Here is a 16739-nt window from a genome sequence, read left to right as displayed (position 1 = left end):
CACCTGGAAAGCAGCACATCCCGATAAATATATCAGCTGCGAAGAGGTATCGGGTGCGCTGGTTGTACATGGGCGGATCGATGGCCGAAGGCTCAAAGTCGACGAAAAAAGGAGGGCACAACTCATCAGCCCGCGCTGGCAGCAAGCTTGGTCCAAAAGCTACAAAGATCGTGCCGCGCGTCTCAGTCATTAAGGCATCATGCACCTATCAGGTGAACCACTGTCATCGGCTGTTCGGATATGCTTGGGCCTTACTTATGGCGGGAACGGCGTTTACCGCAGTTTTCATGCACCAGATACGGTTATGGGGGAGCTACTCTCCCATCCACCTGTTGATTCCGGTTACACTTGTTAGCCTTTTTCTGGCGAGCAAGGCGGCACGTCAGGGAGACATCAACCGTCACAAGGTGCTTATGATATCCCTATTTGCTTTGGCGCTTGTGGTAACTGGCTTGTTCACGCTGTTACCTGGCCGCGTCATGAACACTACACTTTTTGGTGCTGTTCATACCTGAATCGCCGCATCGCCTAGCGCCTGATCAAGACTCGTTGTGACTTGATCCACATCCTCCATAGACAGGCAAAGCGGGGGCACCATGCGTAGGCATTGCTGGAACGGACCGGATTTCGATAAGATAATTCCTTGTGCGCGGCAAGCCTCGAAGACCTCGGACGTCATCGTCTTGTCAGGTGTTTTGCTGTCGCGGTCGATCACGAATTCCAGTGCCAGCATCAGACCGTGGCCTCGAACATCTCCGATGGCCTTATGCTTGGCTTTCAGATCGTTCAGGCGCTCCAACAGCTTTGCACCAACGGTCTTTGCGTTCTCTTGCAAACCCTCATCGCGCATTACCGCAAGGACGGCACGCGCGGCGGCAGCAGAGGTCGGGTTCGCTCCATAGGTGTGGAACATGAACTTCTCGGCCATTGGCTCTGCGATATGTTTCTTGGCCACAACGGCGCCGATAGGAAAGCCATTGCCCAAACCTTTAGCCATAACAATTATATCGGGAACCACGCCGTCCGCCTCAAACCCCCAGAAGTGATCGCCAGTGCGGCCGAAACCGGATTGAACCTCATCCGCGATATAGAGCCCACCTGCTGCGCGTACTCGTTTCGCCGCCCCCGACATGTATCCCGGCGGCATCTGGTGGATACCGCCATAACCTTGCACACTCTCAACCAAAATCCCGGCCACCTGGCCGGATGTAGCGGCATTGATCGTGTGGGTGATCTCATCAAGATAAGGCGCAGTGCCGGGGCCAAAAATGCCGCGATACTGGTTCGGATCAGCGACAAAGGTCACGTTGCCGGGCATGCCCGGGTGCCGCCACCCAGAAATACCCGTGACTGATTGCGCTGCAGCGGTCGGTCCATGATAGGCGGTCCTCAAAGCGAGCAAATCAAGATTGCCGGTGAAGGTCCGCGCCATTGTCATGGCCAGGTCGATGGCCTCAGACCCCGAATTGGTAAGATGCACCACCCAGTCATGACCTTTTGGCATTGTGGCAGCAAGTTCCTCTGCCAAATGCGCAGGCGTCGGGTGATAGAACATGGTCGTACAATGGGTGAGTTCTTGCGCCTGTTCCATCGCTGCGGCGACGACCCGGGGATGCGAATGGCCGACAGAGATGCAGACGTTCATTCCCAGAAGGTCCGTGTATTTCCGCCCGTCCGTATCCCACAAATACTGACCTTGCCCCTTCTGAAATACGATTGGTTCCCGGAACGGTGTGAAACGGGTCAGTGAGGCCGCATAGAACCGATCACGCCGCGCGGCGGTGCTGTCAAAGTTCCAATCGGTATGCAGGGGATGTTCGATCATTTGGCGGCTCCAGCTTTCAAACGGGTATTGTCAGGGTCATATGGAGGACGCGGCAGAATGGTTGCCCGCCTGTGCTGCCCTAGGATGGAAACGGTCAAGTTTTCGCGTGCGGTTGGGTCGCGCAGGTACGCCAGTGCGAGCACCTTGCCGGTGCGATGGCCATAAGCACCGGAGGTGATGATCCCAACCGGGTGCTCCCGATGCCAAAGCGTGTGGGCATAGAACGGATCGACTTCGCCTGCCTCAATCTCCAGCAGAACCATGTCCCATTCTTGACGCAGGGTGTTGCGCAAGTCTTTGCGGACAAAGGGTGTAAGGCCGGCGTCTAGCGGGCTGCGTTCCGTTATCAGGTCGCTTCCCCAAGCGCGATAGCCCTTTTCCAGCCGCATCGAGTTGGCGGCATAGGCGCCATAAAAGCCAAGGCCATGGGGTTGGGCGGTCTCTTCCAGTTTGGTGAAAAGCGCAACGGCCTGATCGCGCGTAACATGCAGCTCCCACCCGCATTCCCCAAGGTAGGACACGCGCAGGGCTCGCACGGGGATACCAGCGATCTCGGTTGCCTGCGCGGTGAGCCACGGCATGCTGGTGAGTTCGGGCAACACATCGGGTGATTTCGGGCCCATGACACCGATCACGGCCAGATCTTCGCAGCGGTTGGTAACGGTGACCTCGAACGCCGCCGCTGCCTTGATCAACTGATCCAAGTCGATTTCCTCGGCCGCAGCCGCGCAGGTCAGGTAGGCATGATCCTCGGCCAATCTGGTGACGGTGAGCTCCGACAATACCCCGCCTGCTGGTGTTAGCACATGGGTCAGGCCGATGCGCCCCGGTTCTGGCGCGCGGTTGGATCCGAGCGCCTCAAGGAACGCCGCCACATCCGGCCCGGTGACATCGAATTTCGAGAACACCGAAAGATCGGCCATCGCAACGCGGTTGGTGGCGGCATCGACCTCGGCGGCCACTGCATCGAACCAATTGGCGCGGCGGAAGGTTTCAATCGCCTCTGCGCCGGGTGTATCGGTGAACCAGTTTGGCCGTTCCCAGCCATGGGCCGCTCCCATGACCGCGCCCCGTTCGACCATCAACTCATGCAATTGAGACAGACGCAGGCCACGACCTGCGGGTCGTTCCTCGTGGGGATAGTGGACACCAAATTGTAAGCCGAAACACTCAATGGCTTTGGCCACGCGATAGTCGCGATCTGCCCAGGACCCGAAGCGGCGACTATCCACTGCCAGCGCATCCATAGGCGGCGCGCCATGGGTCATCCAATGCGCGAGGAACCAGCCTGCGCCGCCGCCCTCCATCACACCCATGGACGAGCCGGTCAGCAACCACGCGTTTTGCAACCCATGCGCCGGACCAATCAGCGGGTTGGCGTCGGGGGTAAAGGTGATGGGGCCGTTGATGACCGATTTGATGCCCCCAGTTTCCAGCGCTGGAATGCGTGCCATGGCCGCCTCGATGATATCTTCGACCCGGTCTAGGTCAGGCGGCATCAAGTCCGCACCAAATTCGGGCGGGACGCCATCCACGGACCAGACCTGTGCCTCTTTTTCGTAAGGTCCAAGGATCAGCCCATCGCGTTCTTGCCGGACATACCAGCTTTCTTCGGGGTCGCGGATGATCGGCAGTTCAGGCAGCCCCTGAGTAATCCGGTCTTCCACGACCTGTACAGTATCGGTTACCAGATATTGGTGTAGCACCGGGACAGAGGGGATGTTCAGCCCCATCATTTGGCCGATTTCCCATCCCCAAGTGCCAGCCGCGTTGACTACATGTACCGCCTCAACCGTGCCTTTGGGCGTGTCGATCAACCAATGGTCGCCATCGCGCCGGATCGCGGTTACTGGGCAGTTGCGCCAGATCTGCGCGCCGCCCTGGCGTGCCACCTCGGCCATGGCGTTGGTGGCAAGCGTGGGATCGACGTGGCCGTCATCGGGTTCATAGATTCCGCCCAACAGACCGTCGAGTCTTGCCAGCGGATGCAACTCGGCGATGCGTTCGGGTGCCAGGACTTCCAGCGGATAGCCCGTGAAATCCGACAGGCCTGCGACATGGCGAAACTCATCCATCCGGTCCGGGTTGCGCGTGATCCGCATTGCGCCAGTGGTGTGAAACCCGCAGTCACGGCCCGTCTCCTGTGGCAGAATATCCCGATAGAGTCGCACTGACGTGGCACGCAATTCCTGAATCGTCGGATTGTGCGCGAAATGGGTACACAGCCCCGCTGCATGCCAGGTTGAGCCATGGGTGAGGTCGTTCTTCTCCACCAGCAGCACATCCGTCCAACCCACTTTGACCAGATGATACATCAGCGAGACGCCCATCGCGCCGCCGCCGATGATGACAACCTGTGCCTTGGTCACGGTGCTCATTGTCCACGCATCCTTTCATTTTTCGGGTCAAAGGGCGGGCGCTGCAACGGGGTGGCAGCATAGTCTTTGCCAGCGACCTTTACCGTGAAACTACGTGCGCAAGTTTGAGCTTTCGCCTCACTTGGGTCGGTGGACACAAGAGCAAAGCAAAGGTTCAGCCCGGTGCGAGGTCCACGCGCGCCGGAGGTTGTGAACCCGACATGTCGACCCTCTTCAAAGATGGGTTCATCGTGCAGCATCAACGCCGAACCTTCGATTTGCATCAGGACAAGACGTTTGCGGGTGCCCTGTTCCTTTTGTTCCTGCAAAGCTGCCTTGCCGGTGAAGTCCTTATTCCAGTCGATGGTAAAGCCAAGCCCCGCTTCCAAAGGTGTGACGGTCGGATCAATGTCATGGCCCCAGTGTTTGAAGCCCTTTTCGATCCGGCAGCCATCAAGCGCATAGTGCCCAAGCGGCGCAGCGCCTGCAGCGATGAGCGCGTCGAAAACGCGCACTGCGACAGCATTGGGAAGGGTTAATTCCCAGCCGTATTCACCGACAAAGCTTACGCGGGTGGCGCGCGCACTTTGGCCTTCGACCTTAAATTCGCACACCTGACCCATTGGCGCATTTGCCCATGCGACCCCGGCATCCAGTTTCTGCAGCACCGGGCCACTGCCTGCGCCCATGACACCAAGTGTGCAAAACTCCTCGGTCACATCCGTCAGCGTCACGCCATCGGCCAGATTGCGTCGCAGGAACGCAAAGTCACGAGCACGGGTCACGGCACCCGATGTGATATGGAAACGGCTGTCGGCGAGACGAGAGACGGTGATATCCATCTCGATCCCGCCACGGTCGTTCAGGATTTGGGTGTAAACTGCTTTACCGATAGCGACGTCCATCTGCGCGGTACAAAGCTGGTTCAGCGCGTCAAGAACACGCGGCCCCGTGACGTCTATCTTGGTAAAGGGGGTGAGGTCGATCAGGGCCGTGCCCTTGGCCATAGACGCAGCTTCGTTTTGGGTAATCGGCCACCATCCTTGAGCGCCAATAGAATACGCCTGCGCCTCGCCATACCAAAGCCCTCGCTCCCACCCGGCGGTTTGTCCAAACTGCGCCCCAAGGGCAGCCCATCGATCATGCAGTGCGGACTTACGCATCCCGCGCCCTGCCTTGGGCTGTTTGTAAGGCCAATGCAGGTTGAAGAGGTCCGCGACGGCCTCTTCCATCCGTGCTTCCAAATGCGCGGGCGTTGCCGTAAGTGGGTCGACCCGGGCGACATCCACCTCCCACGTGTTCATCGGCGGTTGGCCATCGACCATCCAATCGGCCAAGGCGCGCCCGATCCCGGCCGAGGACATAACGCCCACCGAGTTCATGCCTGCGCCAACAAACAGACGATCAACGTCAGTTTCCCCGACTAGTGGGCGTGTGTCGGCGGTAAAGCTCTCGGGGCCGTTCATGAAATGCTGCACGCCCAAGTGCTCCAACGCGGGACAAAGCTCCAAAGCCGCCTCCATAAAGGGGGCAAACTGATCCCAGTCTTCTGCCATCTCAAGGAAAGGTCGGTTGCCTTCTGGCCCGTATGGGTTCCAGCATTTGGCATTGGGTTCAAATCCGCCAATCACCAATTTTCCGGCATCGCCCTTGATATAGATGCCTCGATCCAGATCGCGGATCACTGGGAAAGGGTCGGGCAGATCGGGGAAGGGTTCGGTCACAACGTACATATGCTCAACCGCCTGGAGCGGTAGCGCGACCCCGGCAGTCGCAGCCAGCTCTCGCGACCAGGCTCCTGTCGCGATGACCACCTGGTCCGCTTCCATAGTGGTGCCGTCAGCAAGTGCCACGCCCTTTGCTTTCCTGTTTTCGGTGATCAGTCTTTCGACCTCGACGCCTTCACGGATCGTTACACCGAGGGTCTTGGCGGCACGAGCATAGGCCATACATAGGTCGACCGGGTTCACATTGGCGTCTTCCGGCACATGCAATGCGCCGACATGTTTTGAAAGATCGAGCGCGGGCAGCGGAACATCGCGCGCAGCGATCACCGCTGGCGTTAACCCTTGCGTCGCGCCGAGGTCAGCAATCCGGTGAAATTCGTCCATGCGCGCCGGTTCGCGCGCCAGCCAATAACCCCCGGTGCGTCGATATCCGGTGGACATGCCTGTCTCTTGCTCCAGCGCCGGAAAGACCTCAAGCGCGGCAGAGGCAAGTACCGTCATATTGGGCGTCGCGCGCAAGGGGCCAACAATCCCCGCCGCATGCCAGGAGGTGCCCGACGTCAACTGGTTGCGCTCCAGCAACGTGACATCATCTGCGCCGCGTTTCCCAAGATGATAGGCTACGCTAAGGCCAATTGCGCCGCCGCCAATGATCAAAATGCGGCTCATGCAAACCCCTGTTGACGCAAGCTTTTCAGCACCACTAGGCTAACCACATGACTATACATGCTTTGTGGTGCCACCCACGCTCGGTTTCGACGGCGTTTGAACGGATCATGCGCGAGCGTGGTGATCTGTCGGTCCTGCACGAACCGTTCATGTACCACCACTACCTTACGACCAAGGATCGGCTTTTCCCGGGTTTCACTCCGGAACCGGGACATCCGGTGACCTACGATGAAATCCGCGCCATGATCTGCAAGACCGCGCAGGGTGGTCTGGTTTTCTTCAAGGACATGGCGTACTACGTCGCCGACAGACTGCCCCGCGATGCAGGGTTTGCGGGCGAAATGACCCACGCCTTTTTGGTGCGCAATCCCATCGAAGCCGCGCTTTCCTACGCAAAGCGCGATCCTGAGTTTACGCAGTTGGAGTTGGGGCATGAGGCGCAATGCAGGCTTTACAGCGCGTTGACCGAGCTGGGCCATAGCCCGTTGGTGATTACTGCAGATCAGTTGCGCAATGATCCGCAGACCACATTGCGCCGCTACTGGGCACATGTGGGGCTTACGTTTCTGGACCATGCGTTCACGTGGAACGATGCTGTGCCGGATGGATGGGGTTCGGTTCAAAGCTGGCATACCGAAGTGCTGCAAAGCGGGGCGATCAAGGCGCCTGAAGCGGTCGACTTCCAAGCAGAGCTTCACCAGCTCGGAGAACCCTATACCGACATAGCTGCGCATCACGTACCGTTCTACGAGCGGATGTGTGAGATTGCAGAAAGCCAGGCCCATCAGAAGTATTCCTGATCTGGTTTTTCGGCTTTGCGGGCGGCGATGTAGTCCTTGAGAGCTGCATCAATGTCTCGGTCGAGGCCAGGGTCCTCATACCCTGCTAGTCGTTCCTTCCAAATGACGTTGGCCCGCACGGCCGCATCCTGTTCACCTGCCGCGTGCCATTGCTCGAACGAGTTATCGTCGGGTGTCCACGGGCGAAAGAGCGCAGTCATGAAGTTGGCTTGCGTATGTTCAGACCCAAGGAAATGTTGCCCCGGCCCTGTTGTGGCAATAGCCTCCATCGCCTGAGCATTTTCGCTCATATCGATCCCGTCAAAAAAGCGTCCGATCTTGCCGCACAGATCATGATCAATCACGGTTTTTTCGAACGAGGTCACCAACCCCCCTTCGAGCCAGCCGGTCGCATGGTTGATCAAGTTGGCACCGGCAAACATCGACATCATCAGACCCCACGCGGCCTCTTGCTGGCTTTGTGCATCGGACAGTTTGGACGAACTTAGTGTGCCAACAGTGTGCAGGGGCACCCCGAGCCTGCGCGCAAGTTGCCCCGCGGCGAGAACCATCAACCCGGCCTCAGGTGTGCCAAAAGTTGGCGCGCCGGATTTCATCGACATGGTCGAGGCGAAGCTGCCCATCAGACAAGGCGCGCCGGGGTTCACCAGTTGGGTTAACGTCATTGTCGCCATGGATTCGGCCAGCACTTGCGCAAGCGTGCCGGCCACGGTAGCGGGTGACATCGCCCCAGTCAGCACCCAGGGCGTGCAGGCGACGGGCTGGCCCGCGCGGGCATAGGTTTTCAGCGCGCCAGACATATGGCTGTCCATCACCAAAGGCGCATTGGTGTTAGACACGCAGTATAACGCGGGCTTCTCTGAGATGTCGCCAAAAACAATGCGCGCCATGTCAATTGCATGACCTGCCCGTTCAGCGCCGATAAAGGCCCCCATAAACGCGCGGTCAGAGTGGCGGATATGAGCGTAGAGCATATCCAGATGGCGCTTGTTGGCGGGCAGATCAACAGGTTCACAAACCACACCGCCCGAATGATGCAGCCATGGCAGCGTGTGGTGTAGCTTTACCAGATTGTTGAAGTCTTCATGGCTCGCATAACGCCGGCCGCGATCCAGATCATGCACAAAAGGCGGACCCCAGGACGGGCACAAAACCGTCGCATCGCCGCCAAGCTGGACAGTGTTTTTGGGGTTGCGGGCATGCTGTATGAACTGGCTTGGCGCGGTTGCCATGATGGTCCGGCGGCAAAAGCCGGGCGCGAACCGTACCCGTGTGCCGTCTACATCGCACCCTGCATCCGCAAAAATCAGGAGGATCTCAGGATCGTCTTGAAATTCCATACCCGTCTCAGAAAGGATGGTGTCGGCATTTGCCTCAATCTGCTCAAGCCCGGCATCGCTGAGGACACCGAAGGTTGAAAGCTTGCGCAAAATGAATGGCGCACGCGCGTCGTTCGGTGAGCGTTGCTTTGCCGTTTTTTTGCGGCGAGAGGTGCGTATGCGAGACATGTGATAACGATGCCGCAGCGATTGACCAAACCCAAGAAAATCTAAATAGTATTAGAAATTCTTATACTAAGGATGAGCCGTGCTTGATCGCTATAAAATGTCACCCAGTCTTATGCGCTCGCTTGAGGTGTTCCTTGCGGTAGCAGAAACAGGTCAAATGCGGGCTGGAGCGAGCCTGCTGAGTCTGTCACAACCCGCCGCATCTCAGCACATTTCCGCGTTGGAAAAGGCGTTCGGCACGACGCTACTGGACCGCAGCACGCGACCCGCAAAACTGACATACGCTGGTGCACGACTGCACGGCAAAGCGCAAAAGATACTTGATGCTTTGTCGGATATGGAAACCGAGTTGCGCCATGTCGGTGGCCAGTCCCTGACGCTGCTAAGGGTGGGCATTCAAGCCTCCGTTGCAACAACCCTTACACCGCCATTGATCGATCTTACGCAAAAGATGTTCAACGTCGAAGATATCACATTGCACGCCGGGCAAAGCGGTAACCATGAGCATCTCTTGCGCACCAAGCAGGCGGACCTGGCAATTACATCAAACCCTTTTTTGGACATGGACGGGCTAGAGCGGCATCACATTTTGACCGAAAAATACCTCTTGGTTCTTCCTGAAGCATACAACGGACCAACTAAAAGCCTGGAAGCAATCCAGACGCGGCTGCCTCTTGTACGTTTCGGGGATACGACCAATGCAGGACGCCAGATTGCCCAGCACCTGCGACGATTGCGCTTCGAGCCTGACAAAGTCATACAGGCAGATCGCTCCAGCATGGTGACTTCCTGCGTTTCGACAGGACAGGGTTTTAGCCTTTTGACCCCGACGCTGTTGATCGATGGTCTCGTTGAAAACATGGCTTTGCGATTGCAAGAATTGCCTGTTTCGGGTTTGTCGCGCACGTTGACGGTCGTTGCGAGGAAAGAGGAGTTGCAAGGCTTGCCAGCGGCCGTAGCGGAGTTGTGCAAACAAAGGCTAGCAGAGCGAATAACTCTCCACATGGGTAATATCGGAGTTAACAGTGTGGAGCTCGAGCGGTCTAGTAGCTCAGTCTATAGTTGAATGGCGGTTGGCTAAATCGCCTGACTTCAAGACAAAATAACAGAAGCCGACATTCCGTCCGCAAAGTTGGAGATCGGGTTTGTCCGAATTGCGGTCGTTTTCGGCGACTTGCTTGTACGTCCACTTTGCGGACATTGCTGCCGTTCGCTGTTTTGGACCCAGCAGGAGCGAAGGCCCAAACCGGACCAGGGTGCGCGTGAACGACGTAAGCCGACCTACACAGGGCTCATTAGGGGCCGCCTGATGTTTCTGCGTATTCGTTAAGCACGTCCCAGACAATTTCTTGCATCCATGCCGCCTGCACCTTGTCCGGCCCGCCCTGCGTCAGCATCGTTGGCGGCAAGCCACGTGGATCGCCGTCGTAGATCACCGCGAAATGTGCCAGTGCGATGAGATAGTTACCCATCTTGTTGGGGTGAATGCTATCTGAAAAAAGGTCGTGAATATCATTGAGCCCCGGGGCTGTGCCTGATGCAATTTCGTCATAAGCGCGAGCCATAATCAGAGGGCCAGGGATCATGTCCATTTCAGGCATCCCTTCGGGCCGGTTTGCGTTGACGTGATCAAGAATGCTTTGCCACCGCACCATCTCCAACGGCAGTCGTTCGCGAAATGTCAAATGACCTTCAGGGTCGTTGTGGCGATTTTCAAAACCCGGACCGCTTTCGATATCGACCCAGCTTGCATAGAGCACAGACCGAGCGCCATCACCATTCGCGCCATGCTCCCACGCATGGCTCGCCCAATGCAAAGCCCAGTGTTTGCTGTCATGATGGTCCATTGTGTTTGTCAGTGCGACACGTTCGGTGATTGCTAGAACGTCGTAACGGGCCATCACCTCAGGCTGACGGATATCCGGGTTACTCGCATTTTCCCATCGCCACTCCATCGGACTGCCCGGAATTGTAGCCTTGTCCAGTTTGCCGCCGCGCATACTGGTTACACGTACCATGATCTCAAGCGGACCGATGACGCCATCGGTGAGGCTATGACCTGATTGTACGACGCGTAGCGCCGGTAGCCGCTCAGAGGCCGCAGCGCCAATCCCGAACGCCATACTTGCAAAGCTTGCCAGCACTAGTGCCTTGACCCGGTTGCTTCGATGTAAATTCATGTCAATCCTGAAAGGTTATTCCTAAGAGTGTACAAAATATATGGCTGTGTGCACAAACGCGTTAGGCTCTGAGCGCATCACAAGTGAGAGTCTTGAGGGTTTTCGGATCAAAATCATGCGGCCTGTCTGCTTGAGTGCGCGGGCTCAAATTAGCCATTTCTGACAACTTTCGAAATGTGTAAAGTTGGCCTAGTTTTTGCTGTCCCTGCTTAGGTGCATCTAGCTAACCAAGGTTGGCTTGAAGAGTATAGCAGCTGCCAAAACACTGCGACTAGCCGACGTAGGCTCATTTCGCTGCGAAAGACCGCTTTTCTGCCTTTAACAGCCAATGCTGCGTCTTAGCCTGATGTCTGCTTTGAGCCCTAAGCGGCCATTGCTGAACCTCGATCTAACTTCCGCTTGTCGGCAAGGAGGCAGAGACCACTGTATGACCTCTGCCTCATCACTTCATCTATTGAAGAATTCAGCAACAGCGTCCGTCGACGCCTCTACTGCCTCGGGCTTGTAGTAGAAGTCCACATGAGAGAACTCATCAAATGCCAATTCCTCATGTTCATTCGTCAGCTTCTCAACGAACTGCGTTGAGCAAGGGGCTGTGAAGGCCGTGCTGCTGTAAATTGTCAGGGATGGCTGCACGATCTTGTCGGCGTAAGCTTCTCCAATGGAAATCAGAGACTGCATACCTTGATCGCCGATATGCATATTGGTGTATGTCGGAACCGCGACAGGGCCTTTGACCCCATCGCGTCCGTAGTAGTCATAGGATTCTCCGGCCATCGGGTTGACTCCCGATCCAACAAATTCTTCTCGGGTTTGCTCATCATTCAGCCCGAATGGTGCAACGTATTCCGGCTCGCCGGTTTCATACATCTTCTGCATCGAGGCGTTCGAGGCTGCGATCTGCTGGTTGACCATATCGCGGCGGTCCATTGAAAACCATCAGCCGCCATCATGCCCGACACCATGGCGATCTTCTTGATGCGATGATCGGTCACGGCGGCGGATGCGATGATCGAGCCGCCTTGGCAAACACCCAGACCGTAAATCTCGTCAACGAACGGCAGAGTGCCGAGGTAAGACACGGCGTCCCAGGTGTTTTCGATCAGCCGGAACATGTAGCGGGATTGCTTGTACTCTCCGGGCAGCGCAGGGGACAAGCCCATGCCGAGGTAATCGAAACCGAGGTAGATGAAACCCCGCGCGGCCATTTCAGGCCCGTAAGTAGCCGGGATCTGATCTTTGACCTGAGGGAACGGGCTGGCCCCCACGATGGCCTTGTAGGTCTTGGTCTCATCAAAGCCTTCGGGCAGGTAGAGATCGCCCGCCAAATCCACGCCAAAGGATTTGAAGGTAACTTCGTTTTTGCCCGCGGTGAGATTTTGGGTCGTCATGGTCTTGGTCCTTTCGGGGTCAGATAGCTTTGCGCCTTGCTAAAGTAAATTGTTTTGTTTACTTATGGTGGGGAGGTAGCGCTTGTAAACACATCATTTTACTTTTTGAGGTAGAAATCTTGAAACGAACTGAAAAAAAACGAAAAGATATTATCGATGCGGCCATCGATGAGTTCAAAGAGCAGGGGTTTCTGGGGGCAAAGACCACTTCAATCGCCAAAAAAGCCAACGTATCGAGTCGCACGCTCTACAATCACTTCGAGAGCAAGGAGGCCCTTTTCGAGGCGATCTCGCAGATCATGCTGGAGCAGAACCGGAGCATGGAGCCAGTGCCCTATGATCCGGATCGAGACTTCGTTGAGCAACTGAAGAACGCCTTGTGGCGCTACATTGGGGTGATCACCGATGAGACCGCCATCGGATTGAACCGGATGGTCATCTCAGAATTGATCCGTGACCTTGACCGTTCCCGGCAATTCTTCACTGAAACAGCAACACATGATTATCCAATAACGAGGCTGATCAGCGAAGCCATGGATGCAGGCGTGATCCGAAAGGCTGATCCGGTTCTTGCGACCAACCAGCTTCTGGCGCTTGTAAAAAACTTCTTCTTCTGGCCAGAGTTCTTCCTTGGTGAGAACCCAACGCCGAAAGACGTACTGGACGATTGTGTCGCGATGTTTCTAAAGCACTACAAAGCGGACGTTTAAACGGCCATCACGAAGAGCAGGAAAGTCCGCAGGACTGACGTTCGGCATAAGCTAAGGGAATGTCGGCTTCGCCTTTTTCCTTGAATACTCGATATCGGTGCGGGTTGAGCAAATTCGCAACCAGCCTTGTGCAAAGAAAACAGGTTCTAGCCCGCACGGGCGAGGCTTACGCCCCGCCCTTTGCTAGGGTGTCCCGCTTCCAAAGAGGTTGCAGGTTGCTGTAACCGCAAAGTTCGGTGAGGTGCTCCAAAGACCGAGCAGCCGAAAGCCCATAGATCGGTCGGTGTGATCAATCCAGTATAGCCTAATCTCATTCCCAAAGGTCTCTCCCGAGGAAATCATTTTGATTTTCCATTGGACCGATCCAAAGAAGCTGTTTCCTCCAAGGCAGTTAAGTGCGTACCCTTTACCTCTAAGGAACAATCCTCTGGGTAGTCCAACACGGTTTTGAAGTTTCGATTCCCGTGCATTCATCCTCAAATAGTCTCCAAGTTCTCGTTACAAGACCCTGAGTAAACCATTGAAAATGAAGGGAATGGTGGGTGATGAGAGACTCGAACTCCCGACATCTTCGGTGTAAACGAAGCGCTCTACCAACTGAGCTAATCACCCGTGAGGGCTCATGTAGCTAAGCCCGTGCGTGGGTGCAAGAGGGTATGGCACAATTTCTTTTGCAAAATTGCGCAAGGTTTCAGATCAGCGTTTAGGCAACTGGGCGCGGTTACCAATCGAGCAAACTCATGTGTCATATCGTGGTTGAATAGCGAAATGCGGATATCGCTGTTCAGGCGAGGCGGATCAGACACGTTGTTTAGCGATTGAGCGCTCTACCTCGGGAGTTTCCGGTTTTAGAGAAGCGCGACAGCATATTGATCTTGGGTTGGGCGATTCTCGTTTTCCACCGAATTCTGAGTTCAATATGGGCCGTAGCTTTGGTTGTAAGGCCAAAGGGCCTTGCCTGCCACGTGTTGCCTCCGATATGCCCAGAGGGATTGCAACCCTCTGATCCGGAGGCAAAGAATGACGGGCGCCTGTCGCAGTCTGATCGCAGCTTTGGCCTTCTGCGCGATACTCGCTGCCCCGGTTCGGGCCGAGGGCGTGCTGGTTTTTGCCGCCGCCAGCCTCAAGACCGCACTGGACGTGATTGCCAGAAGTTATGAGGCTGAGACCGGGCAAGAGGTGACGGTGTCGTACGCGGCCTCCTCGGTGCTGGCGCGGCAGATACAAGCGGGGGCGCCCGCCGATCTGTTCATTTCGGCCAACGAGGATTGGATTGACGTGCTGCAGGATGAGGGCCTGATCGATACCGCTTCACGTATTGAGTTGCTGGGTAACGGTCTGGTTTTGATTGGTGCGCCGGGGGCTGACACGGCCGAGATTGAGGCGGGGTTTGACCTGAGCACCCGTCTAGGCAGTGGGTATCTGGCCATGGCTTTGGTCGATGCGGTGCCTGCGGGCATCTATGGCAAGGCCGCGTTACAGGGTCTGGGACTCTGGGGCGATGTTCAGGACCGGATTGCCCAGACGGACAATGTTCGTGCCGCGCTGGCGCTGGTTGCGACGGGGGCGGCGCCTTTGGGGATCGTCTATCGCTCGGACGCTGTGGCTGATGAGCGGGTCGGGGTCATCGGTGTCATCCCTGCGGATGTCCATCCGAAAATTGTGTATCCGGCAGCCCTGACTTCTACTGCAGAACCTTCGGCGCAAGCGCTTTTGACCTATTTGCAAGGCAATTCCGCACGGGCCGAATTTATGAGGCAGGGGTTCTCCCTGCCCGAAGGTTAGTACGATGGGATGGTTGGGCCCGGCAGAGATGGAGGCATTGCGCCTGTCGCTGCGCGTATCGTTCTGGGCAACGCTGATCACGTTGCCATTTGGGATTTTCATTGCCTATGCGCTTGCGCGCTGGCGGTTTCCGGGGCGCCAGTTGCTGAATGGTCTGGTTCATCTGCCTCTGATCCTGCCGCCGGTGGTGACCGGCTATCTGCTGCTGCTGACCTTTGGGATTCAGGGGCCGTTGGGCGCGCCTTTGGCCGAGCTTGGGATCGTTTTTGCTTTCCGATGGACTGGCGCTGCGCTGGCTGCCGGGATCATGGCTTTTCCGCTGATGGTGCGCGCGATCCGGTTGTCGATCGAGGCGGTAGACCCAAAACTGGAACAGGCAGGCGCCACTTTGGGGGCGTCGCGTCTGCTGGTCTTTGGAACGGTGACGCTGCCAATGATCCTGCCTGGGGTCATTGCGGGCGCGATCCTGGCGTTTGCCAAGGCGATGGGAGAGTTCGGTGCCACGATCACCTTTGTTTCGAACATACCCGGTCAGACGCAGACGTTGCCCTCGGCAGTCTATGCGTTCTTGCAGGTTCCAGGGGGTGAGGCGGCGGCGACTCGGTTGGTGATCATCTCTATCATCGTCGCCATGGGCGCGCTTTTGCTGTCGGAATATGTGGGCCGTCGTGTGGCCAAACGCGTGGCCGGATCATGAGCCTGTCCGTCCGCCTGCAACACCAGCTGCCCGGGATGAAGCTGGACCTCGATTTCGACGCACCTTCCGGTGTAACGGTTCTGTTTGGGCGTTCTGGTTCGGGAAAGACGACGGTGGTGAATGCAGTCGCGGGGCTACTGAGACCCGAGGCCGGGCGGGTCGCGGTTGGCGATTGGGTGTTGTTCGACACGGATCGCGGTGCGTGGCTGCCGCCACATAGACGGCGCTTGGGCTATATCTTTCAGGAAGGCCGTCTGTTCCCGCATCTGACCGTACGCCAGAACCTGAATTATGGTCGCTGGTTTGCACCGCGCGGGGCACGACGCGAAAACCCGGATCGGGTGATCGAGATGTTGGGTGTTGGCCATCTGCTGGACCGCCGCCCAGCGATGCTATCGGGGGGTGAGAAACAGCGCGTCGCCATTGGCCGCGCCCTGCTGGCCAGCCCGCGCCTGATCCTTGCGGATGAGCCTCTGGCCGCGCTCGACGACGCGCGAAAGGCTGAAATCCTGCCCTATTTCGAACGGTTGCGGGACGAGGTATCGGTCCCGATCCTTTATGTGACCCATTCGGCGGCCGAGGTTGCCCGGCTTGCAACGTCCGTGGTCGCGCTGCAGGACGGGCGTGTCGTGCGGCATGGTCCCGCGTCCGATGTTCTGTCGGACCCATCCGTGGCCCCTGCAGGCGTGCGCGCGGTGGGGGCCGTTCTGCGGGTCCGTGTTACGGCGCATCACGACGATGGCCTGTCCGAACTTGATGCCGGTGGCGCTCGTCTTTACCTGCCTCGGATTGCCCATCAAATCGGCGAAGAGCTGCGTATTCGTATTCCGGCGCAAGAGGTGATCCTGTCCAATAGACCACCCGAGGGTCTTTCAGCCTTGAATGTGTTGTCGGGGCAGGTCGAGGCGATCCGGGCAGGTGAGGGGCCCGGTGCAATCGTGTCGGTCAAAACAACTGCGGGTGTTGTGCTGGCGCGCGTGACCCGACGCTCGGTCGCGGCGCTGGGTTTGCAGCAGGGCAGTACATGCTATGCGGTGATCAAGACCGTCGCGCTGGCTCCGCAGGATGTCGGGGGGCGGGTTGTCTAGGA

At 57.3% G+C, this 16739-nt stretch carries 14 protein-coding genes and 1 tRNA gene; 7 read left to right on the top strand and 8 right to left on the bottom strand.

Going from position 1 to position 16739, the window contains the following annotated elements:
- Positions 1 to 80 precede the first annotated feature (80 nt).
- Complete coding sequence (locus ACR0NE_RS13595) at positions 81 to 515, top strand: DUF2306 domain-containing protein (RefSeq protein WP_170396008.1); 435 nt, start codon at positions 81 to 83, stop codon at positions 513 to 515.
- Here the strand turns inward: ACR0NE_RS13595 and ACR0NE_RS13590 are convergent.
- The 3 genes from ACR0NE_RS13590 to ACR0NE_RS13580 are packed head-to-tail and all read right to left on the bottom strand — an operon-like array spanning position 506 to position 6578.
- Positions 506 to 1825: an aspartate aminotransferase family protein gene (locus ACR0NE_RS13590; RefSeq protein WP_170597341.1), complete on the bottom strand. Its 1320-nt coding sequence runs from the start codon at positions 1823 to 1825 to the stop codon at positions 506 to 508. The two genes, ACR0NE_RS13595 and ACR0NE_RS13590, sit on opposite strands and share 10 nt — an antisense overlap.
- The gene (locus tag ACR0NE_RS13585; protein ID WP_480459905.1) at positions 1822 to 4203 is read right to left on the bottom strand and encodes a GcvT family protein; all 2382 of its coding nucleotides are present in this window, start codon (positions 4201 to 4203) and stop codon (positions 1822 to 1824) included. The genes ACR0NE_RS13590 and ACR0NE_RS13585 overlap by 4 nt, the downstream gene beginning before the upstream one ends.
- Positions 4200 to 6578 (bottom strand): FAD-dependent oxidoreductase, encoded by a 2379-nt coding sequence (locus tag ACR0NE_RS13580; protein WP_170597343.1) that lies wholly within the window; start codon positions 6576 to 6578, stop codon positions 4200 to 4202. The genes ACR0NE_RS13585 and ACR0NE_RS13580 overlap by 4 nt, the downstream gene beginning before the upstream one ends.
- Positions 6579 to 6625: 47 nt before the next feature.
- On the opposite strand from ACR0NE_RS13580, the gene ACR0NE_RS13575 reads away from it, so the two are divergent.
- Positions 6626 to 7378, top strand: coding sequence for a sulfotransferase-like domain-containing protein (locus ACR0NE_RS13575; protein WP_170597344.1), 753 nt, complete (start codon positions 6626 to 6628; stop codon positions 7376 to 7378).
- Here the strand turns inward: ACR0NE_RS13575 and ACR0NE_RS13570 are convergent.
- On the bottom strand, positions 7363 to 8886 hold the full coding sequence (locus tag ACR0NE_RS13570) for a trimethylamine methyltransferase family protein (protein WP_170566487.1): 1524 nt from the start codon (positions 8884 to 8886) through the stop codon (positions 7363 to 7365). The genes ACR0NE_RS13575 and ACR0NE_RS13570 overlap by 16 nt on opposite strands.
- Before the next feature lie 97 nt (positions 8887 to 8983).
- Here ACR0NE_RS13570 and ACR0NE_RS13565 point away from each other — a divergent pair, with 97 nt between their 5' ends.
- The gene (locus ACR0NE_RS13565) at positions 8984 to 9952 is read left to right on the top strand and encodes a LysR family transcriptional regulator (protein WP_480459924.1); all 969 of its coding nucleotides are present in this window, start codon (positions 8984 to 8986) and stop codon (positions 9950 to 9952) included.
- Positions 9953 to 10181: 229 nt separating this feature from the next.
- Here ACR0NE_RS13565 and ACR0NE_RS13560 read toward each other — a convergent pair whose 3' ends face one another.
- The 3 genes from ACR0NE_RS13560 to ACR0NE_RS13550 form a co-directional block, all read right to left on the bottom strand.
- Positions 10182 to 11066 (bottom strand): hypothetical protein, encoded by an 885-nt coding sequence (locus ACR0NE_RS13560; protein ID WP_170597346.1) that lies wholly within the window; start codon positions 11064 to 11066, stop codon positions 10182 to 10184.
- Positions 11067 to 11513: 447 nt separating this feature from the next.
- Positions 11514 to 11945, bottom strand: a complete 432-nt coding sequence (locus ACR0NE_RS13555) for a hypothetical protein (RefSeq protein WP_480459904.1) — start codon at positions 11943 to 11945, stop codon at positions 11514 to 11516.
- Positions 11891 to 12457, bottom strand: coding sequence for an alpha/beta hydrolase (locus ACR0NE_RS13550; protein ID WP_480459902.1), 567 nt, complete (start codon positions 12455 to 12457; stop codon positions 11891 to 11893). The genes ACR0NE_RS13555 and ACR0NE_RS13550 overlap by 55 nt, the downstream gene beginning before the upstream one ends.
- Before the next feature lie 29 nt (positions 12458 to 12486).
- Between ACR0NE_RS13550 and ACR0NE_RS13545 the strand changes: the two genes are divergently transcribed.
- Positions 12487 to 13167, top strand: coding sequence for a TetR/AcrR family transcriptional regulator (locus ACR0NE_RS13545; RefSeq protein WP_170597348.1), 681 nt, complete (start codon positions 12487 to 12489; stop codon positions 13165 to 13167).
- A gap of 536 nt (positions 13168 to 13703) precedes the next feature.
- Here ACR0NE_RS13545 and ACR0NE_RS13540 read toward each other — a convergent pair.
- Positions 13704 to 13779: transfer RNA gene (locus ACR0NE_RS13540), tRNA-Val, on the bottom strand.
- Between the two features lie 408 nt (positions 13780 to 14187).
- On the opposite strand from ACR0NE_RS13540, the gene modA reads away from it, so the two are divergent.
- Genes modA through modC form a run of 3 tightly spaced genes read left to right on the top strand, consistent with a single transcriptional unit; the run spans position 14188 to position 16737 of the window.
- Positions 14188 to 14952 carry a molybdate ABC transporter substrate-binding protein gene (gene modA / locus ACR0NE_RS13535; RefSeq protein ID WP_170597350.1) on the top strand — a complete coding sequence of 255 codons (765 nt, stop codon included), beginning with the start codon at positions 14188 to 14190 and terminating at the stop codon, positions 14950 to 14952.
- Positions 14953 to 14956: 4 nt separating this feature from the next.
- Positions 14957 to 15649, top strand: coding sequence for a molybdate ABC transporter permease subunit (gene modB / locus ACR0NE_RS13530; protein WP_170423885.1), 693 nt, complete (start codon positions 14957 to 14959; stop codon positions 15647 to 15649).
- Positions 15646 to 16737 carry a molybdenum ABC transporter ATP-binding protein gene (gene modC / locus ACR0NE_RS13525; RefSeq protein ID WP_170396032.1) on the top strand — a complete coding sequence of 364 codons (1092 nt, stop codon included), beginning with the start codon at positions 15646 to 15648 and terminating at the stop codon, positions 16735 to 16737. Before modB ends, modC begins: the two co-directional genes overlap by 4 nt.
- Positions 16738 to 16739: the final 2 nt, after the last annotated feature.

The sequence above is a fragment of the Ruegeria sp. C9 genome (genome assembly GCF_056537585.1).
Note: the sequence above shows the minus strand (reverse complement) of the source record. Positions and strands in the feature narration are given on the sequence as shown.